Origin of the sequence: Formosa sp. A9 (assembly GCF_051200825.1) — a bacterium.
Taxonomy (GTDB): Bacteria; Bacteroidota; Bacteroidia; order Flavobacteriales; family Flavobacteriaceae; genus Formosa.
In genome coordinates this window covers 1,678,693-1,703,119 of sequence record NZ_CP195158.1, presented here as the reverse complement: position 1 = coordinate 1,703,119, position 24,427 = coordinate 1,678,693, and the positions used below count along the sequence as shown (strand labels likewise).

Sequence of the window (24,427 nt, the reverse complement as noted above, 5' to 3'; positions counted from 1 at the left end):
TTCGGTTAATAATTTAGTTACTATTAATTAGTTAGGTGATGTTATAGCCAAAGGCAAATTAAATGCTGAACTGTCTAAAACATCTGGACTTATGGTAATGCTGTAAATACTGCCTTTAAACCATGATTTTTTATTTAATCGTACGCCCACAGACGTTTGGCCCGTTTGGATAGGCGAAAAATGAAACGCTTCTGTTAACTCTTGCTTGCCATTTACATAAGTAGACAAACTATTGGGAGTAACAACAAGTGCTACATGATACCAAGCTTGGGTAGTATGTTGCAAACGCTCGTCTATAAGCGCCTTTTTTTCGTGTTTAGATTTTACAAATCCATCAAAATACCATTGGGCATTTTCATTTCGAATTTCTAGTAGCATCCGATCATCAGATACTTCACCTATATGTAGTATGCGCTGCTCGAAATCACCATCGGCATCAGGGCTAAAAATCATTTCTATTGTAAACGATGTCAATCCTTTTAACGGCATGGCATCTAAAAACAAGGCATCATCTATACCGTTAAAATGTACTGCTTTGCCAAATGGCGATGCCACTACAGTAGGCTGACCAGAAATGGAGCTTGACATGACACCTTCAGCTAATAATTCTGAAATTTGCCATGTAACGGCTTTTGTTTTTAATGCTGCTTGCGAATAACCCAATTGAACACTCATAACCAAAATGAGACCTAACAAACGAGCATAATGAGGTCTTTCATTACATCTGGTTTTATAGTTCCTCCCAAATATGACAGCGCTATTCAGTTTTGGCAGCATCATTTTTTAAATTGATAATTTTTTCACATTAAAATTGCTAAATATACAAATTCAAAGCACAAATGCAATCGATTACACTGTTAAATTAAATACCAATTTTAAAATAAATTAATGCACTTTTCGCTTCAGAATATCTTGCCACTGGAGATAATCTTGTTCTAATGTCCTACCAGAAGGCACATAACTTTGTATGGCTGCTGAAGGAAACTTGGGTAAAGTTTTAAGATTAGTCCACAACTTACACCCTAAGCCAGCGATGGCTGCTGCTCCCCAAGCCGATACGTCTGGCATGCCCATGTTAACCACAGGTTTTTGCAAGACATCTGCTATAAACTGCATTAAAAACCCATTGGCGGTAATGCCTCCATTTACCTTTAATTCTTTTAAAGATGATGCGGTTTGAGTTTCAATATCTGTAATAACATCTTTTAGTTGATAAGCAATAGCCTCCAGACCTGCCCTTACAAAATGGGCTTTAGTTGTTTTAAACGTAATGCCATGCACAGAAGCGCGCCAATGTTGTTGCCAATACGGAGCGCCCATACCACTGAATGCGGGTACTAAATACACACCCTGATTGCTATCTATAGAAGTTGCCAAACGTTCGATATCGCTATGGGACTCAAAAAGCTCTAACTGATTTTTTAACCATTCTAAAGTCGCCCCACAACTAACAATAATGCCTTCTACCCCATAATTCACTTGACCTTCTAAACTCCAACCTATGGTGGTGATTTGCTTATTATCTGAAGTGGTATTAACCTGGTCGACATTCCACAAAATCGAGGACCCTGTGCCTAATGTTGCTTTAGCCATACCAGGCTCAAAACATTCTTCACCAAAAAAGGCGGCCTGAGAATCACCTATAACTCCTGTGATTGGAATAGGTGAATCGAAAATACCATTAAACGCACTTGTCCCAAATTGATCTGAAGAAAACGTAACTTCTGGCAACTTCAATTTCGATAAATTAAAAGCTTCTAAAAGCGTATCGTCCCATTTTAAATCATAAATATTAAAAAATAAAGTTCTGGAGGCGTTTGTATGGTCGGTTTTAAAACTTTGTCCGTTAGTCAATTTATAGAGCAACCAAGTATCTACAGTCCCAAAATAAGCATTTCCAGAATCGATAGCGTGAGTAATATCCTGCACATTTTCGTATAGCCAGATGGCTTTAGATGCCGAAAAATAAGGATCTATTGTTAAGCCGGTACGCTCGTGTACAACTGCTTCCAAATTAGATGCTTTTAAGCGCTCGCAAACAGCTACAGAGCGTTTACATTGCCAAACCAATGCATTGTGCAATGGCTTTCCGTTAGCATCCCACAACACAAAAGTCTCTCTTTGGTTAGAAATTCCACAAGATACAATACGATGTTTTTCGCCAGGATGTTCAACCTCAAACAGCGTTACACATTTATCTACAGCTTCAATAACAGATTGATAAATGGCTTCAGGACACTGCTCTACAAAGCCTTCTTTTGGATAAAGCGATTGCAGATGGGCAGTAGCTTTAACAATTAACTGTCCGTTCTCATCAAAAATAATAGCCTTAGTACCACTCGTACCTTGGTCTATTGCTAATATGTAAGATTTTTCCATAAGTATTCGTTGACCTCCCGATGATTTTACCAAAACATTGCCAACATAGATTTAACTGACAATGCTTTGGTTATTATTTGAACTAAACCAGAAGAAATTTAGTTAGCGCACAACGCGTTTACTGTATTGTGCTAAGAATATAAACTCTAACAATTACTTGACTAGAGTTCTAATAATGTTTTAGCCTCGTTTAGTATACCGTCTTGCGATATACCGTAATGATTAAAAATCTCTATTTGAGAACCTGTAACTGTATATTCGTCGGGAATCCCCATAATTTTGAATGGATTCCTCGCGGCTTTCTGAAATAAATAAGACGCACAAGATTCGCCCAGACCTCCATTTACCATATGCTCTTCTACCGTAATAATAGGTTTGCCATTTGTAGCTAACTCATCTAATAAAGCTGTATCTAAAGGTTTTATGGTATGCATGCTTACTACTGCTGCATTTACTTGATGCTTTTCTTTTAGTACAAGCGCTGCCTTTAATGCTGGATATACTGTTTCGCCAGTAGCAATAAGGGTTATGTCGCTACCTTCTTTAACAATTCTTCCTTTACCAACTTCAAAATCTTGCGTAGTATCACTTAAAAACGGCATTGCTTTTTTACCAATTCTCATATATACAGGCACTTTCGATTCTGCTGCAAAACGCACAGCTTGCTCCGTTTCGAAATTATCGGCGGGTGCCAGAATAATTACATTGTTAATTGCTCTTAATACACCAAAATCGTGTAAACTGTGATGTGTTGTTCCTAACGCTCCGTAACTAACACCTGCACTAATACCGACGAGCGTTACAGGGTTATCGGAATAACAAACGTCGTTTTTAATTTGTTCTAAAGCACGTGCACTTAAAAAACAAGCTGGCGATACGGCAAATGCTTTTTTACCAGCCGACGCCAATCCTGCAGCTACACCAACTAAATTTTGTTCGGCGATACCGACTTCTACAATTTGTTTTGGAAACTGTTCTCCAAAAGGTACTAATTTTCCAGAGCCTCTAGAATCGCTTGTTACCGCAATAATTTGTCGGTCGTTAGCTGCTAGTTCCTGAAGCGTTTCTGAAAACACAACCTGATTAGCAGCCCCCATTTTTAAATCTTTTTCTTCAATTTTATCTAATTCCATACCTCATCTTTTAGATTAATGCTTCTGCTTCCTCTAATTCATTTAACGCTTGCTGATATTGCTCCGGATTAGGCACTCCATGATGCCATTTTATATTGCGTTCCATATAGCTTATTCCTTTGCCTTTAATAGTATGCGCTATAATAAAATTGGGCTTACCTTTTTCGAAAGGACCGCTATTTAAGGCCTGCTCTATTTCTGCTGTGTTATGGCCATCAATTTCTTTAACTGCCCAGCCAAAAGCTTCTAATTTGTCTTTAACAGGTGCTGTATTTAACACCTGACTATTATCGCCTGTTATCTGCTGTTTATTGTAGTCTAAAATGGCATACAAATTATCTAAACCATACTGCGAAGCCGCTAAGAATGCTTCCCAATTAGAACCTTCTGGCAATTCGCCGTCGCCTAATAAGGTAAATACTCTATACGGTTTCTCATCTAGTTTTGCAGCAATAGCTTCGCCTACACAAATAGGTAAACCATGCCCTAAAGCTCCAGTATTCTGCTCGACACCATGTACTTTTTTTGTAGGGTGACCAATATAATGCGATTGGTAAGCACATAGAGTTTCTAAATCTGATTCCGGAAAAAAACCACGATCGGCCATCGTTACAAAAAGAGCTTCTACACAATGCCCTTTACTTTGTATATACCTGTCGCGGTCTGGGTTGTTAAAGTGAAGCGGATCGACATTAAGCACACGATTGTACAACACGTTTAAAATATCTACACAAGACAAACTACCACCAGTATGGCCTGCTTTCGCCTTATAAATATATTTTAATAGTTGTTTCCTAAGAAAAATGGATTTTAATTGTATGTCTTTATTTTCCATTTTTTGTTTTTTATTATTTATATGAAGAAAACAGTGCTTCGCGAGCAATGTTTAAAGCGGTAACCGCATCTTGTCGGTTTTGCGCATCCTGCAAGGCTTCAAAATCTAATTTATCTAAAGCGCGCTCTATGGTTTTTAAAAATCCGATAGCACTATTGGCCGTTGCAACAGGATCCTCCCTAAACGGGAACTGATCGAGCTGCCAAACGCCTTCCCAATTGTTTTTTCTTAAAGTATAAAAGAACTCGAATAATTCTATTGGATGTACCGAACCTGCAATAAGATCGTCGTCCCAACTTCTGAAATTATCATTAACATCCATACCAAAAAGGCGACCGTAATCGATAGCTAATTGTGCCGCATCGGCAGGCGACTCACCACCATAAAGCGAATGCCCGAAATCAAGTAAAATCCCAACATTAGGCAAGCCCATCTTTTCGATAGCCAACAAGGTTCTGGCTACACTATCGTAACTCATATGCGCTCTTGGCTCGCGTGGCTTATATTCTATAACAAAATTTAAATCTTTATTCTGGTCTGCTAATTCTGCAATACCATCTACACTTAATTTCCAAAGAGCTTTATGGTCTACTTGAAACGGATAGTCCCAACCATCTTGCCCCGGCCAAAGCTTTACATAATTTGCATTAAATCTACGTACCACATTAGCGGCATCGTTTACCATCTCGTTGGCCAACTTACGAATGCCCGGATCTGGATTGGTGAATGCACCTTTAGAAAACTGACGTGTGTAAATTTCTGGAGTAATACCAATAACCGATAAATTATTTCGTTGCAATGCTTTTTCTACATCATCTAATCCTAAACTTTTATCAACAAACGGATAATTAATATCTACTACCGATAAATCATCAACTTGCCCTGCTAAATCTATCATTTCCAATAAGCCTCTGCTTGGCCCATAACCATCGGTAGCATAGCGATCTACATAAGTTGCAAAATGCCAGATACCAGCACCGTATTTTTGTTTTGCTTTCATTTATATTTTATTCTGTTATTATTAATTCTATATCGTTATCTTTAAATACTTGCTTGTGTTTTTCTTCTACTGCCGAATCTGTAATGATGTAATCTATTAAAGACAGGGCGCCAAGACTAGCAAAGGCACTTTTACCAATTTTTGAAGAATCGGCCACCAAATAGGTAATATCGGCAGCATCAATCATGGCGCGTTTTACCACCAAATCGCTGATACTCGGATAAGTTAATCCTGATTTTAAAGATATACCAGCAGTTGCCAAAAACAATTTATTAACATTTAATCCTTTAAAGAAATCGGCTGCTTTTTGCCCGGTTAGGGATAAGGTTGGCGGTTTAAATTCGCCCCCCGTCATTACCACTTCTATATTGGGGTTGGCACCTAACATTAATGCTATATTTAATGCATTAGTGATTACAGTTAGACTGTTGACTTTGTATTGTACAATTTTTTTAGCGATTTCTGTTGTGGTAGACCCTGAATCTAAAATAATAACATCGCCAGGCTGAATATAACTCATACACTTTTGTGCAATGAGTTCTTTTTCTTTTAAATGATCTTGATTGATTAAAGAAAAGTTACGCACTTGGTCTTCTACATTTTTTATATGCACGCCACCGTGTTCACGAATAACCAAGTCTTCTTTTTCTAATTTCTCCAGATCTTGCCTAATGGTTACCTCGGTAACTTTAAAGATTCTTGCCAAATCGTTTACTTTGGCCGACCCATCTTCCTTTAAAAGGTCTAAAATTTTTTCTCTTCGCTGATTTGCTAACATATCTTATACTCTAAGATGAAGCTCAAATATAGCAATATATTTTTCTTAATTTTCTTTTTTTTGCTTTTTATTTCTTTTTCAATAAGTTTCAGAAAAACTCATATACCACAAAACTCAAAAAAACTATTAAATCGGTATATTTTTAATAGTAAAATTAAAATAATATCATTTTATAACCTTGAACTTTAATTAAGTAAAGCATCAACCCTGTAACACTACAAATCAAAAAAAAGAAAAATATCAAAAGTTGTAATTCAGAAAAGAAGAAAGATTACATACAGAAAAAACATAAAATCTATTTAAGACTCCGTTGCTTTTAACTTTTGCTTCTTTATAAAAGCGTCTAATTTCGCATTGGTTTTATGCTGAAATTTAGTTTTAAAATAGGCTGTTCCTCCTAAAAGCGCTCCTTTAAATCCCATAGCTGCTTTTGCCCATTTATGAAGATTGAAATCATCGGTATGGGTATAAATTAAACCGTCTTTAAATGTAAATACCGCAGCAACCTGATTGTGAACCTGCTTTTTTGGCGAACCAAAAACATAAGACACCTCCCAATTTACAGAAGCAATTTGATTATCAACCGTTAAATCTGAAAACGTGACCTTAAAATTTTCGCCTTCTTGAGAACTACAAAGCATTCGCCACATTTGCTTAGCCCGTTCGCCACGAAGTGTACCAAAAGCGGGGTCTTTAAACACAACATCTGGATGATAACACGCTACCATTTGCTCTGCATTCAGGTTATTAAAAGCCGTATAAAATGTTTTTATTAAATCTTCCATAATGGTTATTTATTACGAGACTTTAAGTTAAAAACTTTATAGGGCTTATTAAAATAATATCGCTACTTTTTTAAAAAACATATTTATGCATTAGCAATCTATTTAAGCCATTGCCAACGTTCGGCCCAATCTAACAAAATTATTCTGCGCCATTTTAAAACAGTTTGCGCACCTTGCCAATTATCATCGAATAAATCAGGGTCTGAAATATCTGTATACCAATTCGAGCCCAGTTTATAATCAGCTTCCGACGACTTACCAGGCCACAGATTACTAACCACAAATTGACCGTTTTGCTGAGACAAACCAGAAACCTGAGATTGAATTTGATATGTTAAAGTTTCGGCCTTTTTAGGCACATACCGCACTACGTATGTTCCTCGACCTAAATAATAACCTGGCCATTTTTGCCCTGCAACAGTCATTTCTAAACAAGCAGCACCTATTGGTAGATTAACATCTTGACCTTTAAAATGAAATTCAATTACCGAGTAGACTGGAATGGTATCGTTTGCAGTGGTGTTTCGATTATAAATACGTCTGGAACTACGTTTAATAGCTTCAAATTGACCTCCCCAACTTTCCGTTAACGGATTTAGAGGTTCACCATTAAGCAAGTATAATAATGAAGGGGTGTCTCCCATTTTTATTTTCCCATCATAATACTGCTTAAAAGCTTTCCCCATAGCACCAGCACTATCTATATAACTATCGAAATATCTTTCGTTCTTTAAGCGATCTAAACTTTGGGTATTAGAAAACAAACCACGGTAAACAGCATTTGCTTCTATAATCCATAAATCTGGAAAATTTTCGGCAATGTAAGCGTAACTATTAACACTCCATTTTTTATTAGGCCCGCCAATCCAATATATTTTTATTTTATTTTGTATTTCTGGAGCATCATGTAATGCTTGGGCAACATCATCTAAACCTCCCCAAACCAACACCCATAATGGCTGATCGCTAGATTTTTTAGCACAATGTATAATCCAGTCCGATCCCTCGGTAGACTTTTGATATCCAACAAATGGAGCTTCTCCTTTCCTCCCTTGTTTAGTCACTGCACGTAAATGCTCTGGCAAGGGAAAGTCATCGGAATGCATTTTAAGTTTAGGCAAATCTTTTTCGTACAAGTCAATCATTTTTAATAATTCCGTTTTGGAACCCTCGCCATAGGAAGGCGACGAAACAAGACCCTCTATAGCAAACATGTTACTATACATTAAAAGATGTAATATTGATTGATTATCGTCTGGATCTGTCCCACCAATATCGGTACTAATTAAAATACGCGGTTTAAGGTCTTCTTGGTTCGGCAAACCACAACTTAAAATTATAAAAACAACGATTAAACAGACATATTTATTCATAATGTAATTTTGGTGTTATAAACCCCAATACAGTATAGATGTCTTTATCGCTTTCACAAAAAATATTGAAGTTTAAAGTTAATTATCTAGAGTCATAAAAATTCACTCTAAAGTATACAACATCTCGACCGCGCCGCTAGCGTAGGTTTTAGACGATTCTAATTTTAAGCGGGTTTCTTTGGGGAAAGCATCAAATAAATCGATGCCTTCAGAAATGATTATCGGCATCACATACAGCTGAATTTCATCTATAAGTCCTGCGTTTAACAGTAAGGTATTTATCTGTCCACCACCTACTAACCACACATCTTTTCCGTCTTTAAGCTTTAAATCGCGCATAAACTCAACTGGATGTTCGGCAACATACATCACATTCCTATCGTTTTTTAAACTCTTGTTGCGCGTTAACACATAATTGCGTTTATCTAAATACGGAAAATCGATATCCCAACTTAAAATCTGACTATAAGTGGCATTTCCCATAACAGTAGTATCTATAGAGTCGTAAAACGCGCGATACCCATAATCCGATTCGTCTGGATTCGGAATAGATTCTAACCAATCTACACTACCATCGGTCTCTGCTATTTTACCATTTAAACTCATTGCGATATACAATTTTACTTTTTTCATAATTAGAGGGTTGTTTTAGGCTGTTTAGTTTTTAATCGCAATTTTTTGCTGTTGCATGTTGTAGTTTTAACACCTCATGCATTTTAAAGATATTATTAATTTTACAAAAAAAATAACATAAATTATAAAAATCGACAAAAAACCACTTCTGAAATTAACACTTAAATACCTGTTCGGGCCAACGATAACTTCCAGGCTTTATAGTAATGTGCGCTTTTTTATTTTGTGTATTAACTAAACGCACCACGCCATGCGCTAATTCTTGCACCGGCACACAGTCGGTCCATCCTAAAGTTTTTAATAGATGATAAGCTGTAGCGCCGCCTTCCACAAAAAGTTCGGGTATTTGCGTTTTGCTTACAAGTTGATTCAAAACAGTACTTAATCGTTCTTTTAAAAGTTTAGAGCTTTCTGGAAACACAATATCTTCACGCGCAATTCTAAGCACTAATCTCGATTCTCTTTTATATGTTTTAATGAGTTTCTTTGAAAACCCAGCACATACTTTTGGCTCGCAACTAGGTTTAAGCATGGCATCGGGAAAATACAATAACGGAACACCTTTATTGCTTAACTGCTCGGCGAACTGTAAACTTTCGGGAAAAGCACTCCCCGAAACCAACACAAACCGATCTGCAGCTTCAAACACCTTGACATCTGGTACTGCATGTGCAACAGCACCTACTAAATGATATAGAATACTATCGAAAAAAGCGGCACTACCAGCAAGCAACATGCTGTTATTGTACAATGCCGAACTCTTAGCCAAATCTTTCTCCGAAGTGCAATCGGGCACAAAAACACCAGCATGCCCAATAGTACTTATGCCGCCTGTACACACGCTGCGCACCGTATTAAATTTTAATGATTTATCGCTTAATATATTTTTTACTTCCGAAAACCGTGCAGGAAAATCGGGATCCGAAGCAAAATGCGTTTCTGCTATCGGAATGTTATTAATAAGATACACACCATCTTTTACACAGCGTTTACCTAACGGATTTGAAGGTTGCAATAGCACCCGATCTTTTTCGAACACCGTTAATAATGCCGATAATTCCGAAAGTACATGTCCGCGTAATACCGAATCGCATTTTTTAAACACCACAACATCACCTTTTAACTTTAGCTGCTTGGCTATTTTTAAATGCTGATAATGTGCTTCCGTTTCAGATAGCGATCTGGTATCGGTTGCAATAATAGTTACGGGTTTTAAAACTTCAGGAATCGCATCAATACCAAAAGCCACAGGTATCTGCCGTCGTAAACAAACTCCTGCAATTTCTGCCGCCCCGGTTAAATCGTCTGCAATTACAACTAGCATGGCTTGCGGTGCTTAGCCATTGTTATAGCATAGTCTATAGCCACAAGCATAGCATCTGCCGAAGCAATCCCCTGGCCAGCAATTTCGAATGCCGTACCATGGTCTACAGATGTTCTAATAATGGGTAATCCTAAGGTTATGTTTACACCTTTAACGCTTTTCATGGTTTGCTTATCGTTATCCCACTTAAAACCTTCTAATTTAAACGGAATATGCCCTTGGTCGTGATACATGGCCACGCAACCATCAAATTTTCCTTGAACCGCCTTTACAAACATGGTATCTGGCGGAAACGGCCCTTGGGCGTCGTAACCCAAACTTTTGGCCGCTTCTATTGCTGGTATAATCTCCAACACTTCTTCGTCACCAAACAATTGGTTCTCCCCCGCATGCGGATTGAGACCCGCCACAGCAATTCTAGGTTTTTCAATTCCGAATTGCTGACAAGCATCGTCCAACAAACTGATAACCTCTAGCACCCGTTCTTTTTTACACAAATCGCAAGCTTGACGTAACGATACATGCGTACTCACGTGAATGACCCTAAAATTTTCATCTGCCAACAACATGGCGTATTTAGAAGTATTGGTATAGTGTGCATAAATTTCTGTATGTCCCGAAAAATGATGTCCCGCTTTATGGATAGACTCTTTATTTATGGGCGCTGTTACCGTGGCATCTATACTATTATTTAACGCCAAATCTATATTCGCCTTTACGGCCTCGAAAGCGGCCTTTCCTGCCATAGCCGATACCACTCCGGGCTGCAAAGTAGCAACATCTACATTGTGTAAATCGATAACATCTATCACACCACAGGTAAAGCTGGCTTGTGCAACCTCGCTGATGGCGTTAATCTTTAAATTCATTTTTAGTCTATCGACTTCTAACTGCATTACTGCAGCATCACCAACCACCAACGGTTTGCATCGGTTATAGAGGTCGGGCAACACTAAGGTTTTAACTATGATTTCTGGACCAATGCCCGCTGCATCGCCCATAGAGATTCCTATAATAGGTTTCATAAATATGTGTTTATTTTTTATAATAGCTTTTCGTAAATACCAATAGCATCGGCTTCGGTTACTGTTCTTGGATTGTTTTTTAACAAACGTGTCACTTTCATAGCAATAGTTGCTAATTCAGGAATATCGGTTTTAGTTATACCAATATCCGTTAAACGCTGCGGTATGCCACAATCTTTGCCCAATTGCTCTATCCGTGCTATACCCGCCAAAGCAACTGCCGAAGCATCACCAGTAACTGTAACCCCTAAAGCGCGAGCCACTTCGGCATGACGCTCAGGATTAGCCGGCATATTAAAACGTAACACCTCTGGCATTAGCACTGCATTTGCTAAACCATGTGGCACATGAAATTTACCACCCAAACCATAAGATAAAGCATGTACTGCCGCAGTATTTACAGGCCCTAAACACAGTCCACCATACATGGCACCCAGCAGTACTGCAGCACGCGCTTCGATATCACTACCTTTTACGCAGGCTTGTTTTAAATTTTCAGAAATGAGTTTAATCCCTTTAAGGGCATAAATATCAATCATTGGGTGTGCAAACTTATTGGTAAAGGCCTCTATACAATGTGACAAGGCATCGATACCTGTTTCGGCTGTTAGTTTTGGTGGCAGACTTACGGTTAGCACCGGATCTAAATAACACGCATCGGGTACTAAAAACGGACTAATAATTCCCACCTTAGCAGCTGTTTCTTCATTCAATAAAATAGCGTTGGGCGATACCTCGCTACCCGTCCCCGATGTTGTTGGCACACAAATAAGCGCAATATTTCGGCCATTAAGCAAGCCTATTCCCGATACATCCGTTAAGGTTTGTGGATTGTGCGTTAAGGCAGCCAGAAGCTTTGCACAGTCTAAAACACTTCCGCCGCCTACGCCTATTATACAATCTGGCCGAAACGCTTCACTGACTTCCAGCAAGCTATTAACCTGTTTAAAAGTTGGTTCGCCTACATAATTATATTCTAAAACATTTAGGGTTATGCCCCGTTCCTGTATGGCCTGCACAACAGATTCCATTGCCTTTAGCAACGGCGTTGCCACCACACACAACACCCGTTGCGACTGTTTTATTTCGGTAGCCTCTGGTAAGGTATTAATAACGTCTTTACCAAAAACAATGCTTTTAGGTTGTAGTAAGGTTATTGGTTCCATAAGTTTATTTTCTTTTTAATATCAATATCAATTTTTGTTTTCAATTTTGCTTTTTATAGTGTTTTAAATAGCCATAAATGGTTAAACTATCGTCTACTTTAGGTGAAGGAAATAAGAAACTTGAAAAATACCCCACTACCAATACGATAATATGACTGTACACCCCTAGCATGTATTTATGATGCGGAAAGTTGAAATGGCCTAAATCTAAAATAAGCGTATCGTTAATTTTGGTGGTGGTTAATACGGCATAGGCTGTAAATACGATACACGCTGCTATACCTATATGCAATCCTTGTTTATTGGCTCTTTTAGAGAATAAACCCAATAAAAAGATGCCGACAATACCAGCAGAAAATATAGCATACAACTGAAACACCACGCCCAACACACCTTGGCCATCCCAAGCCTCGTACAACAAGGCCACAATTGCAGTAGAAATACCTGCAAACAGCACCAGTAAACGCCCTGCAACCAAGCGTTGTTTATCGGTACAGTTAGGATATAAACGCTGATAGAAGTCTTCTACACCAATGGCTGCAAGACAGTTCATATCGGAATCTAAACTGGACACCGCCGCCGCCATAATAGCTGCCAAAACCAAACCTATTGCCCCCACCGGTAATTCGGTGCCAATAAAATAGGTAAACACCTGGTCGGAGGTCATGCCTTCTGGCAAACTTGCTGTTCCTGTATGGTAAAACACGTATAACAACGAACCAATAAGCATGAACAAAGCCCAGATAGGTACACTACCCATAACGCCAATATAGGCGGCTTTTTTAGCATCCTTATCGTTTCTAGCTGCCAAATATCGCTGCACTATAGTTTGATCTGTACCATATTTTTGAAGCGCATAAAATATTCCGTTAATTACCATGACCCAGAACGTGAGTTCGGACACACTAAAATTGTAAGGGCCAAAGTCTATTTTCTTCATGGTAAAAGCTTCAGTAAGCATATACACAGGGCCGCCTTCGGGCTTAAACAATAAAATACCTGCACAAAGCAAGCCGCCACCAATAAGTAAAAATCCTTGTATTACATCCATCCAAATAACAGCTTCCATCCCTCCTAGTAAAGTCAGTACAATAATTACTGCTGTAAGTCCTAAAATATAAGTCGTTACCTCTAAACCAGTTAAAGTCGATAAGGCTAGACTTACTAAATACAAGACGGTACCCATTTTAGAAAAATGCGTGAGAATAAAAGCCACAGAGCTGTACATACGGGCAAATACGCTAAAACGTCGTTCGAAATACTCGTAGGTACTCAATCGAATTACACGCCTAAACAAGGGTACAATTACCCAGATGAGCCCAACCAGAACAATAGGCACCATAAGCCCTTGCACCAGTAAAATCCAATTCGATTTATATGCAGCGGCCGGATAGGCCAAAAAGGTAACACTACTAATAAGCGTTGCAAAAATTGAAATGCCTATCGCCCAGGCGGGAATGGTTTTGCTGCCCGAAAAATACAAATCGGAACTGCTTTGGCGTCTTGCAAAATAAAAACCTGCTCCTAGAGTAAAGAGCACCGACACGATTACAATTAGAATATCTATCCAATGTAAATTTAACATGATTGGTTTATTTAGTTAGTTAGAAATATTTAGCTAATGGCTGTTAGCGGTGGCATCATGGTTTTGTTGCACAAGTTTTTTTCGTTCATTAGGGCTTTTAGCACTGCTAACGATTCGCCTAAAGTTTTATCTTTTTGATATAATCGGGCTACATTATCGGTTTCTGATTGCCAATGTTCCACCACATCCCACTGGTTTTGTTTAGCAGCTTCGTAAAGTTTAAAATACATATCTGGCACGTAATTGCCCGTACTTGGCACAATACCATCGGCACCAAATTGTAAGCTCTCGAAACTCTTGGCGCCCCAACCGCAGAAATAAGAAAATCCTTTGGTATGCTTATACGTATTAATTAAGGTTTGCATGCGGTTAGCATCGCGCTCAGAATCCTTTAATCCCCAAATATTGTTATGCTGTGCGAGTTTTTCGATAACCTCTAACGGAATAGACATGTGGGTAGTTGCCGTAATGTTATAAACCATTAGTGGCCCAGACAGCTTATTTGCCAAGGTTTCGTAAAACAAAATCATTTGGTCGTTATTAAGCACGTAATACGAAGGCAAGGTTGCCACCACACAATCTGCACCGGCATTTATATAACTATTACCACGCAGTATCAAATCGTTTACCTGATTACCAACTAGCCCCACATACAGGCACTGGTTGGCTTGTTTGGCACTGTTGGCAGCTTCAACCAACCGTAAACTTTCTGTTTCGTTTATAGAAGTAGATTCACCTGTAGTACCTAGGACTAAAGGATGAATGTTATATTTAGAAAACAGATGAATGATGCGCTTTACCGCTTCAACATCTACCGTAAAATCATCATTTAGTGGTGTTATCATGGGTACCACAACGCCCGAAAATCGTTTATTCATATATTAAAATTTAAACCCTAAGTTTACAGTAAACACTGGTTTTATTTGAATGGTTTTATATCGTTTGATGCTAAAAATACTTTGGCAATTTTATAAAACCATCCTGCAGTGTACTGATAAATTTTAATTTATCAATCGATTTCGTTTATGTATTAATTACATATCACCATAAAATTATAACAATACTACAGTAAACTTATTTCTTTTTTTAATAGTGAAGATTCGTAAATACTACAAATTAATTGTAAGGCTCTAAGCGCTTCGTCGCCACTTACAAGTGGTTCGCGACCGGATAAAATAGCGTCGATCATATCTTCAATTTGTAATTTATGAAGTTCAAAACCAATAGCTGAAGGATCGGAGGCGCCACTAGCAGATTCTGAAGTCTCTACAGGAGCATCTGTAGGCGCGTCCTCTATTTGCCAGCTTACTATACTGCCCCCCTCTAAAACAATACTACCCTTTTCGCCATATACTTCCAAACGTTCAGGACGGCCTGGGTATAAGGCCGTACCGCCGGTAATTGTACCAATAGCGCCCGATTTAAAATTTACTATAGCACTGGCCACATCTTCGCCCTCTATGGGGTGTACTAAAGTTTTTACATTACCATACACACTTTTTACGTTACCCATAAGGCACAGCAGTAAATCTATAGTATGAATACCCTGATTTATTAACGCCGCCCCGCCGTCACCTTGTAAAGTACCGCGCCAAGGGCTATTGCTGTAGTACGATGTTGGCCGGTACCAATTAATGGAGGCGTTACCCATTAACAACTTACCTAAAGTCTTGCTTTTAACCGCTTGCAAGACTTTTAAAAAATCGCTATTCCATCGGTTTTGAAAAATGCATCCCAGTTTAACACCCTTAGCTTTACAAACCTGTATCATTTGCGAAGCTTTGGCTACAGTCGTTTCCAACGGCTTTTCGCATAACACGTGTATGCCACGTTCTGCCGCCGCCATTGTGGGTTCTAAATGTTCTCCGCTTTGTGTACAAATACATACCACATCGAGTGGTGTTTGGTCTAATAGCTCTGTATACTTTGCAAATACAGGTACATTGTAAATGCTTTGTGCCGCTTTTGCCCGCGATTCGTTAGACGCTGCCATGGCTACCACTTGGGCATTGCCGATACTGTTAATGGCCTTTACATGTGTGGCCGCAATGCTTCCGGTACCAATAATACCAAATCTTAAAACTTTGGTTGCTACTGTATCTTCTTGATTTTTCATACTATAACTATAGAACCGCTAACTTAAACCCTATTTAACTAAAATGCAAATACGTGACACCTAATGACTTCTTCTGACACGTTATGACCTCTTTTGACACGCTATGACACGTTATGACACTCTATGACCTGTATTGACACGTTATGACACCCCCTGACCGCTCCTGAAACCAAAATGCGATTTTTAGGGGGTTTTGTTCGAGTCTTGTTCGGGTTTTGTTCGTCTCTGACTCGTACTTATATTTTAAAAATGGATTTTTTTAAAACAAATCTCGAAGCACTGTGGAATCAAGCTCTTGTTTTTAGGTATAAAATAGTGCAAAACACACCTATTAGCATCTTGTTTTAATACTAGGATATTGGTTTTCAATTCATTTGAAGCATTGATTCTGCAGTACATTAGCTATATACATTCATTTTTTATTCATGTTACTGTTTTATGTGGACTCATGATATGCTCCTCAATTTCATCGATAAAAAACTAAACCACTATAGACTGGAAGTCCATAGGTTTTAAACAGACTGAAAGTCCGATTACTCGTGTTCATTTTTAGCCACCAATGCACGAATATTTGACATAGTTTTTATAAAAATATTCGTGTATTTGTGGCGTGAAAATATTTATAGAAACTAAAAGTCTTGCACTAAAAGTGCATAGTTTCAACTAACGCCTGAGACCAATGAATCAAAAAACATTTTAGGTTTCAATCCTTTATCATATACCAAAAATTATCTTTCATCAGACAACACATTTCACTAAAATTTCAATGCAAAACATTTCATTTTTTCACAATAAAACATTAATTTACAAATATTTACATTTTAAAAACCTTCTACTGATATGTCGTTACCAACTGTTACCATACTACCAAAATATCACCGAAAAAAACATCAGCTCTTTATAGAATTCAGTTACGATACTGCGTTAATAAAACGCGTAAGAATGTTAAAAGGCGCTTTGTGGAGTGCATCGCATACCAGTTGGTATGTGCCTTATGATGAAGATGCTTTAGCGCATATAAAATCGGTTTTTGATGGTTATGCCACGGTGAATGACAGTGCGGTAGATTATAGTTTAATAGGAAAAACAAAACACATAAAACGTGCCCGAACCATAATAGATGCGCACCGCATTGTGTTGCAAGGCTACAGAGATTATTTAAGAGGAAAACGTTACAGCGACAGTACGGTGAGCAGTTACCTGGCGTTAATGGCCGACCTTATAGAGTTTCATGATGGCAAGCCTTTAGAAGCGATAAACAACCGAACCGTTGAAGCTTTTGTAGAACAAATTATGGTGCCGAAGCATTACGCTATAAGTACCCACAGGCAATTTATTAGTGCGATTAAACACTTTACAACTTTTTACACCGATACGGAAATAGACGACTTAAAGCTGTACATGCCCAAGAAAGATAAATTATTGCCTACGGTTTTATCGCAAGCCGAAATTATAGATTTAATTCGTTGCACCGAAAACCTGAAACACCGTACCATATTGTCTTTAATTTATTCGTGCGGCCTAAGAATTGGCGAAGTAGTAAATTTACGTACCAATGCTATAGATATAGATCGTAGGCAAGTGATTGTAAAACAAGGTAAAGGCCGTAAGGACCGTTATGTTATTTTGGCAGAATCGTTTTTACCCATGTTACAGAATTACGTACTAACCTACCAACCCAACCAGTATTTATTTGAAGGGCAAAACAACACGCAATACAGCCAAGAAAGTATACGTGCTTTTTTAAAACGCAGTTGCCAAAAGGCGAAAATTACCAAGCGCATTACCCCACATACGTTACGCCACAGTTATGCTACACATTTACTGGAACAAGGTATAGATATACGGTATATACAAGAACTTTTAGGCCATTGCAAGCCAGAAACCACCATGATTTATACGCATGTAAGTAAAAAAGACCTTTTAAATATTAAAAGTCCGTTAGATGTCGCTATAAAAGGACTATCGACACCCAACGCTGGACAGCAAGGATTACTGAGTCAGCATATTTAAGCTAAGGCCAAAAAAAGGGCTCGTAATTAGCAAAAAACTGTTATATTCGTTTTTATAAACACAACACAAACATTGGTTTATCCGGAATTTTGCATATATATTCGGTAACTATTGTTTGTATATAACGAGTTGTACCACATTTAAGAAAAACCGAAAATGGGAAGAATATCAATTAACTCAAAAGAAAGAGGTCAAGGAATTTACGTATCAACAGATAAAACGTGGGAATACCTAAATACAATTATAGAAGGCGATTTAACTGAAAATTCAGAATATATTATTATTAAAACAGATAATACAGAAATTGCCGACAATATCATTGAAATAAATAAAGAATACATTTATGCAAATACACCTGAATTTATAACATATCGTGTTAATTTAAAATTTGGTGGTGGACTTCAAGTACTTTTAAATAAATACAAAAAGAATCAAAACAAATTTGATTTGAGAGGTTTTTACGCAGAAGGATTTATAATCAGTTTCAATGCGGATTCAGAATATATTGATGAGTCATTAACTGACCCAAATTTTAATCCGACTTTCACAAAAAAACAGTTTTTAGATGGACAAGAATTAGCACTACTTTATCAAGCTTTGATGAAAAATTTGTTCACAAGACCTGAAAAAGGATATTTACTATTTGAATCTTATAATGGAGGTGGCAATTTATTCTTTGATGAAGAATATTATAAGGAGTTTAGGAATAGTATAAATCAAAAATATCTTCAAGGAGAATTTGCTAATAGTAATGCAGAGTATGAATGGATACAATTTAAAAACAAAATTGACAGTTCTCAAGATGTGAATAATCCAGACATTTCTAATTGTAGTGTTTATCCAGTAAGCAAATGATTGAAAGTAGTACGCTTATTAAAAATCTGATTTATAGTTGGTGCATAAAAGAAGACAGATATGGATTGACTTTACCAAACATAATTGGTGCTGTGAGATTAAAAACGGAAAAGAAAAATTATTCGATATCTGATTTTTTCAATGAACTTCCAGATGTTGAAATAGATATAAAAATTAGTTCTTGTGGAGATTTAGAAGAATTTGTTATTGGGACATTTAAAAGAGAAGATGCACCAAAAAAATATTATAATCAAACAAATTCAATTTATTACTCAACAAGTGAATTAGAAGTAAATAACTATGAAGAATTAATATCTCTATTTAGAGAAAAATACTCTGACAAAATTGACAATGGACTTTATTCCAAAGATTATTATACTAAAGAATGGAGCGATTTAAATGAAGAAGATATTGAATTTTTAGAAAACATTAAAGAATAAAAAAACGTGGTACAACAACGTATAAAATTAATTGCTTTTTACGAGCCTACTTACGAAAATCCTCGCGGATTTTCTATTCGGTTTGTACTTGCAATGTTAGTTGCTAAACCACGCAACTAATCTTATACAAAACCGTTGTGTTTCATACCGAAAAAAGCCAGCCGCACAAATAGCACATTTGTTTTTTTCCTCGCAAAATCCAACGCAATAAAAAACAAAAGAGCTATTTTTAGCCAACGCTTGACAAAAACGACAAAATGAATGAATAAAAAAGACTTATCTGAATCTGACATAAAGGCGAAATTTATCACACCTGCGATTTTGAAATCAGGTTGGGATGAGCAAACACAAGTAGGACGTGAAATTTTCTTCACAGATGGTCGAATCTATGTGAAAGGGAAATTGACCGCCAGAGGAAAGCGAAAATTTGCGGACTATATACTTTTCTACAAACCGAATGTTCCGATTGCCATAATTGAGGCAAAAGACAATAAACACAGCGTAAAAAGTGGAATTCAACAAGCTCTTGGCTACGCCAACACCTTGGATATTCCTTGTGTGTTTAGTAGCAATGGAGACGGATTTTACTTTCACGACAAAACAGCTACAGACGGAGAAATTGAAAAAGAACTGACTTTAGACGAATTTCCAAATCCTGAAATTCTTTGGCAGAAGTACAAGAAGTACAAAGGAATTGAAACCGAAGAAGTTGAGGAAATTGCTAAACAGGATTATTTTCAAGATGGTTCTGGTCGTAGTCCAAGATATTATCAACAAATTGCAGTAAACAGAACTATTGAATCAGTTGCTAAAGGATTAGACCGAATTCTTTTAGTTATGGCAACTGGAACAGGAAAAACCTATACAGCTTTTCAAATCATATACCGACTTTGGAAAAGTGGTGCAAAAAAGAGAATCCTATTTTTAGCAGACAGAACTGCATTAATTGACCAAACAGCTCGTGGCGATTTTAGACATTTTAAAGATGCTCTTACAATCATAAAACACAAAAATATTGATACTGCTTACAACATTTATTTAGCATTATACCAAGGTTTATCAGACAGCAAGTCAGAAGATGCTTATAAAAAGTTTAGTCCTGACTTTTTCGATTTAGTAATCATAGATGAGTGCCACAGAGGAAGTGCAAAAGAAGATAGTAAATGGCGTGAAATTTTAGCTTATTTTGACAAAGCAACTCACATTGGTTTAACAGCAACACCAAAAGAAACAACAGAAGTTTCAAATATTGATTATTTCGGAGAACCAATTTACACCTATTCTTTAAAACAAGGGATTGATGATGGTTTTCTTGCACCATACAAAGTTGTAAAAGTAACTTTAGATATTGATGCAGAAGGTTGGCGACCAACACAAGGTTTTGTAGATAAAAGCGGGAATCCAGTTGAAGACAGAATTTACAACAGAACGGATTTTGACAAAAATATTGTTGTTGACGAACGCAGAAAATTAGTTGCAAAAAAGATAACTGAATTCTTAAAAGGTTATGACAGATTTGCAAAAACAATCGTTTTCTGTATTGATATTGAGCACGCAGAAGGAATGCGTTCCGCATTGGCTAACGCCAATGCCGATTTATTCGCTCAAAACAATAAGTATGTTATGCAAATTACAGGCGATAACGAAGAAGGAAAACGTGAGTTGGACAGTTTTATCAATCCAAGTGAACCTTATCCAGTTATTGCAACCACTTCTAAATTGATGACAACAGGTGTTGATGCTCAAACTTGCAAACTCATTGTTTTAGATAGTAATATTGGTTCAATGACCGAGTTTAAACAAATCATTGGTCGTGGTACGAGAATAAATGAGGAATATGGTAAAACCTATTTTACCATTATGGACTTTAGAAATGTAACTAACTTATTTGCTGACCCTGATTTTGATGGCGACCCAGTAATGATAAAACAAGTTGGTGAAGATGATGATTTATCTGGAGCAGAAGATGAAACAACAGATGAAGTAATTACAGACATTTTAGATGGTGAGGAAGTAGATTTCCCAGATATTGAAGGTGGTGGAGAAATTGAAGAAGATACAAGACGAGAAAAAATTCGAGTAGATGGCGTTCAAGTTAAAATTGTAAACGAACGTGTACAATATTTAGGCAATGATGGTAAAATCATTACCGAAAGTCTAAAAGATTACACCAAAAACAATGTGACTAAACAATATCAAAGTTTAGAGAAGTTTCTAAACACTTGGAATAACGCAGAAAAGAAAGAAGCCATTATCAAAGAATTAGAAGAGCAAGGCATTTTCTTTGATGCTCTAAAGGATGAAGTTGGAAAAGAGTTTGACCCTTTCGATTTAATCTGTCACGTAGCTTTTGAAGCAAAACCATTAACAAGAAAAGAACGAGCAAATAACGTAAAAAAGAGAAACTATTTTACCAAATATGGGGACAAAGCACAAGCGGTTTTAAATAGTTTACTCGATAAATATGCTGAAGATGGTTTATTAACTATTGAAAGCACAGAAGTATTAAAACTTGACCCTTTAAATAAATTAGGAACACCAATCGAATTAATAAAAGCCTTTGGTAGTAAGCAAGTTTATTTACAAGCAGTCAAAGAATTAGAATCTAAATTATATAATACAACAGCATAAAAATGGCAAATGTAGGAGCTGTAATAAATAGCATTAGAAATATAATGCGTAATGAAAGTGGCGGAGGAATAAGTGGTGATGCACAACGCCTGGAGCAATTAGGTTGGATGCTCTTTTTAAAAATTATTGACGATAAAGACCAAGAGTTTGAAATAATAAAGGACGATTACGAATCAGTAATTCCAGTGAAATTTCAATGGAGAAATTGGGCAAGTAATCCTGAAGGTATTACAGGTGATGAATTATTAAAATTTATCGACAGTTACGAAAAAGGAAATGAAGGATTATTTGAGACTTTAAGAAACTTAAAAAATACCACAAACAATAAACGTGCTTCTATTGTAAGAGAGGTTTTCGAAGGCTCAAATAACTATATGAAAAGTGGTTATGGAATGCGTAAAGTCATTAACAAATTAAATGAAATTGACTTTAATAATTCAGAAGACAAGCATATTTTTGGTACAATCTACGAAAACATTTTAATTGAATTAAGAGACGCTGGTAATAAAGGTGAATTTTATACACCAAGGGCTGTTACGCAATTAATGACCCAAATGACAGACCCAAAATTAGGCGAAAAAGTACTTGACCCAGCTGCTGGAACTGGTGGATTCTTAACAGCTGCGATAGATTATGTAAGGGGGAAATATGTTAATACAGTTGATGACGAGCATATTTTACAAAAAAGCATAACTGGATGGGAATACAAACCTGTTCCTTACGTGTTAGGATTAACTAATTTAATTCTTCACGAAATGGACGTTCCAGACTATCATTATATGGATAGTCTAAAAACTGAATACAATAACATAAGTAGAAAAGACCAAGTAGATGTTATTTTAGCAAATCCACCATTTGGAGCAAGTATAGCAGAAGGTGTTGAATCAAACTTTCCTCTTAATTACAGAACAAAGGAATCAGCTGACTTATTTTTAATACTAATTTTAAAATTACTTAAAGAAAAAGGAAGATGTGCGATTGTTCTACCTGATGGTTCAATTACTGGTGATGGTATTAAAGCACGAATTAGGGAAAAACTTTTAAAAGACACGAACCTTCATACAATTATTAAATTACCTAAAAGCACTTTTTTCCCAGCTACAGTAGATACAAACCTTTTATTCTTTGAAAAAGGAAGTCCAACAAAAGAGATTTGGTATTACGAGCATAAATTACCAAAGGGGCAGAAAAGTTATTCCAAAACAAAATCAATTCAGTATGAAGAATTTGAACCATTAATTAAATGGTGGAATAACAGAGAAGAAAATGAAGTTTCTTGGAAAGTCTCAATTGATGAACTAATTAATTATGACTTAAATGTTCCAAATCCATTTGAAGAAGCAAAAAAAATAATTGACACAAAAAAAGAGCTTGATAAATATGAAAGGCTGAACTTTAATTTAAATGAGTTACTGAACAAAATTTTAAATAAAATTTCAACCGCAAAGAACTTAAGATTAGATTACCTACTTGCAAATCATAAAACGGTTTTCTTTAACAAAGAATTTTTAAATAGTTTAGAACAAGTAATTCTTGAGCAAGCTTGTAAAGGAAAATTGACCGAAAATATTTCCGAATATTCTGCAAAAGACCTTTTAGAGAATATTAGAGAATATAGACTGTCTAAAATGGATAAAAAACAAGCAAAAAAATACAATTCATTATCTAAAATTTCACCTGATGAAATTCCATTTCAACTTCCTGAAAATTGGACTTGGTGTCGTTTTGCTGAAATTGTAGATTTTGATTTAGGTAAAACGCCTGCCTCTAAACAGCTAAATTACTGGTCTGAAGGACTATATAATTGGTTAAGTATATCTGATATGACCAACTACGGTTATATAACAAAAACTAAAAAGAAAATAACGCAAAAAGCTGTTGATGAAGTTTTTAAAACCCAAAAGATAGTGCCTGTTGATACATTATTAATGAGTTTTAAGTTGACCGTTGGTAAAGTTTCAATTAATAAGATTCCATTGTTTCATAACGAAGCAATTATATCAATATTCCCATTTAAAGGTGTTAATAAAGATTACTTATTTTATCTTCTTCCATATATTACACAACTCTCGGTTTCAAAGAAGGTATTAATGGGGCAAACTTTTAATTCAGGTTCTCTTTCAACAATGATTGTTCCTTTGCCACCAACTGATATTCAAAATAGAGTAGTTGATAATGTAAAACAGTTGATTGATATTTTGGAGGAAATGAAATCATTGAACGAATTGCGTAATGGAAATATAAATATTCTATCGACAAATGTTTTGCTTGAAGCAATCGATTCAGAAAAAGTGAATAATTTAATGGAAAATGCCAATGCTTAAAGCCATACACATTTGCAATTCGCTACAGCCAG

At 36.6% G+C, this 24,427-nt stretch carries 20 protein-coding genes; 5 read left to right on the top strand and 15 right to left on the bottom strand.

What is annotated here, in order from left to right; translation table 11 throughout:
• Positions 1-27 precede the first annotated feature (27 nt).
• From ACR9EA_RS07730 to ACR9EA_RS07660, 15 genes are all read right to left on the bottom strand, one after another.
• Positions 28-675 carry a LamG-like jellyroll fold domain-containing protein gene (locus ACR9EA_RS07730; protein ID WP_435139345.1) on the bottom strand — a complete coding sequence of 216 codons (648 nt, stop codon included), beginning with the start codon at positions 673-675 and terminating at the stop codon, positions 28-30.
• 210 nt (positions 676-885) lie between these two features.
• The gene (locus ACR9EA_RS07725; protein ID WP_435139343.1) at positions 886-2,379 is read right to left on the bottom strand and encodes an FGGY family carbohydrate kinase; all 1,494 of its coding nucleotides are present in this window, start codon (positions 2,377-2,379) and stop codon (positions 886-888) included.
• A 161-nt stretch (positions 2,380-2,540) separates the two neighbouring features.
• On the bottom strand, positions 2,541-3,512 hold the full coding sequence (locus tag ACR9EA_RS07720; protein ID WP_435139341.1) for a transketolase family protein: 972 nt from the start codon (positions 3,510-3,512) through the stop codon (positions 2,541-2,543).
• Between the two features lie 10 nt (positions 3,513-3,522).
• Positions 3,523-4,347, bottom strand: a complete 825-nt coding sequence (locus tag ACR9EA_RS07715) for a transketolase (protein ID WP_435139339.1) — start codon at positions 4,345-4,347, stop codon at positions 3,523-3,525.
• A gap of 13 nt (positions 4,348-4,360) precedes the next feature.
• Positions 4,361-5,347, bottom strand: coding sequence for a sugar phosphate isomerase/epimerase family protein (locus ACR9EA_RS07710; RefSeq protein WP_435139337.1), 987 nt, complete (start codon positions 5,345-5,347; stop codon positions 4,361-4,363).
• Positions 5,348-5,354: 7 nt separating this feature from the next.
• The gene (locus ACR9EA_RS07705; RefSeq protein WP_435139335.1) at positions 5,355-6,125 is read right to left on the bottom strand and encodes a DeoR/GlpR family DNA-binding transcription regulator; all 771 of its coding nucleotides are present in this window, start codon (positions 6,123-6,125) and stop codon (positions 5,355-5,357) included.
• 299 nt (positions 6,126-6,424) lie between these two features.
• Positions 6,425-6,910 carry a nuclear transport factor 2 family protein gene (locus tag ACR9EA_RS07700; protein WP_435139333.1) on the bottom strand — a complete coding sequence of 162 codons (486 nt, stop codon included), beginning with the start codon at positions 6,908-6,910 and terminating at the stop codon, positions 6,425-6,427.
• Between the two features lie 98 nt (positions 6,911-7,008).
• Complete coding sequence (locus ACR9EA_RS07695) at positions 7,009-8,283, bottom strand: nucleoside hydrolase-like domain-containing protein (protein WP_435139331.1); 1,275 nt, start codon at positions 8,281-8,283, stop codon at positions 7,009-7,011.
• Positions 8,284-8,385: 102 nt separating this feature from the next.
• On the bottom strand, positions 8,386-8,916 hold the full coding sequence (locus ACR9EA_RS07690) for a dihydrofolate reductase family protein (protein WP_435139329.1): 531 nt from the start codon (positions 8,914-8,916) through the stop codon (positions 8,386-8,388).
• Positions 8,917-9,070: 154 nt separating this feature from the next.
• Positions 9,071-10,240, bottom strand: a complete 1,170-nt coding sequence (locus ACR9EA_RS07685) for a four-carbon acid sugar kinase family protein (protein ID WP_435139327.1) — start codon at positions 10,238-10,240, stop codon at positions 9,071-9,073.
• Positions 10,234-11,265, bottom strand: coding sequence for a 4-hydroxythreonine-4-phosphate dehydrogenase PdxA (gene pdxA / locus ACR9EA_RS07680; RefSeq protein ID WP_435139325.1), 1,032 nt, complete (start codon positions 11,263-11,265; stop codon positions 10,234-10,236). The genes ACR9EA_RS07685 and pdxA overlap by 7 nt, the downstream gene beginning before the upstream one ends.
• A gap of 17 nt (positions 11,266-11,282) precedes the next feature.
• Positions 11,283-12,431, bottom strand: coding sequence for an iron-containing alcohol dehydrogenase (locus tag ACR9EA_RS07675; RefSeq protein ID WP_435139323.1), 1,149 nt, complete (start codon positions 12,429-12,431; stop codon positions 11,283-11,285).
• Between the two features lie 40 nt (positions 12,432-12,471).
• Positions 12,472-14,016 carry a sodium:solute symporter gene (locus ACR9EA_RS07670; RefSeq protein WP_435139321.1) on the bottom strand — a complete coding sequence of 515 codons (1,545 nt, stop codon included), beginning with the start codon at positions 14,014-14,016 and terminating at the stop codon, positions 12,472-12,474.
• A 29-nt stretch (positions 14,017-14,045) separates the two neighbouring features.
• On the bottom strand, positions 14,046-14,894 hold the full coding sequence (locus tag ACR9EA_RS07665; RefSeq protein WP_435139319.1) for a dihydrodipicolinate synthase family protein: 849 nt from the start codon (positions 14,892-14,894) through the stop codon (positions 14,046-14,048).
• A 185-nt stretch (positions 14,895-15,079) separates the two neighbouring features.
• Entirely contained in the window at positions 15,080-16,132 is a 1,053-nt protein-coding gene (locus tag ACR9EA_RS07660) for a Gfo/Idh/MocA family protein (RefSeq protein WP_435139317.1), read from the bottom strand.
• Between the two features lie 840 nt (positions 16,133-16,972).
• Here ACR9EA_RS07660 and ACR9EA_RS07655 point away from each other — a divergent pair.
• From ACR9EA_RS07655 to ACR9EA_RS07635, 5 genes are all read left to right on the top strand, one after another.
• Positions 16,973-18,145: a tyrosine-type recombinase/integrase gene (locus tag ACR9EA_RS07655; RefSeq protein ID WP_435139315.1), complete on the top strand. Its 1,173-nt coding sequence runs from the start codon at positions 16,973-16,975 to the stop codon at positions 18,143-18,145.
• Between the two features lie 156 nt (positions 18,146-18,301).
• A complete protein-coding gene (locus ACR9EA_RS07650) occupies positions 18,302-19,000 on the top strand; it encodes a hypothetical protein (RefSeq protein WP_369918389.1) in 699 nt (232 codons plus the stop codon).
• A complete protein-coding gene (locus ACR9EA_RS07645) occupies positions 18,997-19,440 on the top strand; it encodes a hypothetical protein (RefSeq protein WP_369918391.1) in 444 nt (147 codons plus the stop codon). The genes ACR9EA_RS07650 and ACR9EA_RS07645 overlap by 4 nt, the downstream gene beginning before the upstream one ends.
• Before the next feature lie 261 nt (positions 19,441-19,701).
• Complete coding sequence (gene hsdR / locus ACR9EA_RS07640) at positions 19,702-22,071, top strand: EcoAI/FtnUII family type I restriction enzme subunit R (RefSeq protein WP_435139312.1); 2,370 nt, start codon at positions 19,702-19,704, stop codon at positions 22,069-22,071.
• Positions 22,072-22,073: 2 nt separating this feature from the next.
• Positions 22,074-24,395: an N-6 DNA methylase gene (locus tag ACR9EA_RS07635; protein ID WP_435139310.1), complete on the top strand. Its 2,322-nt coding sequence runs from the start codon at positions 22,074-22,076 to the stop codon at positions 24,393-24,395.
• Positions 24,396-24,427 lie beyond the last annotated feature (32 nt).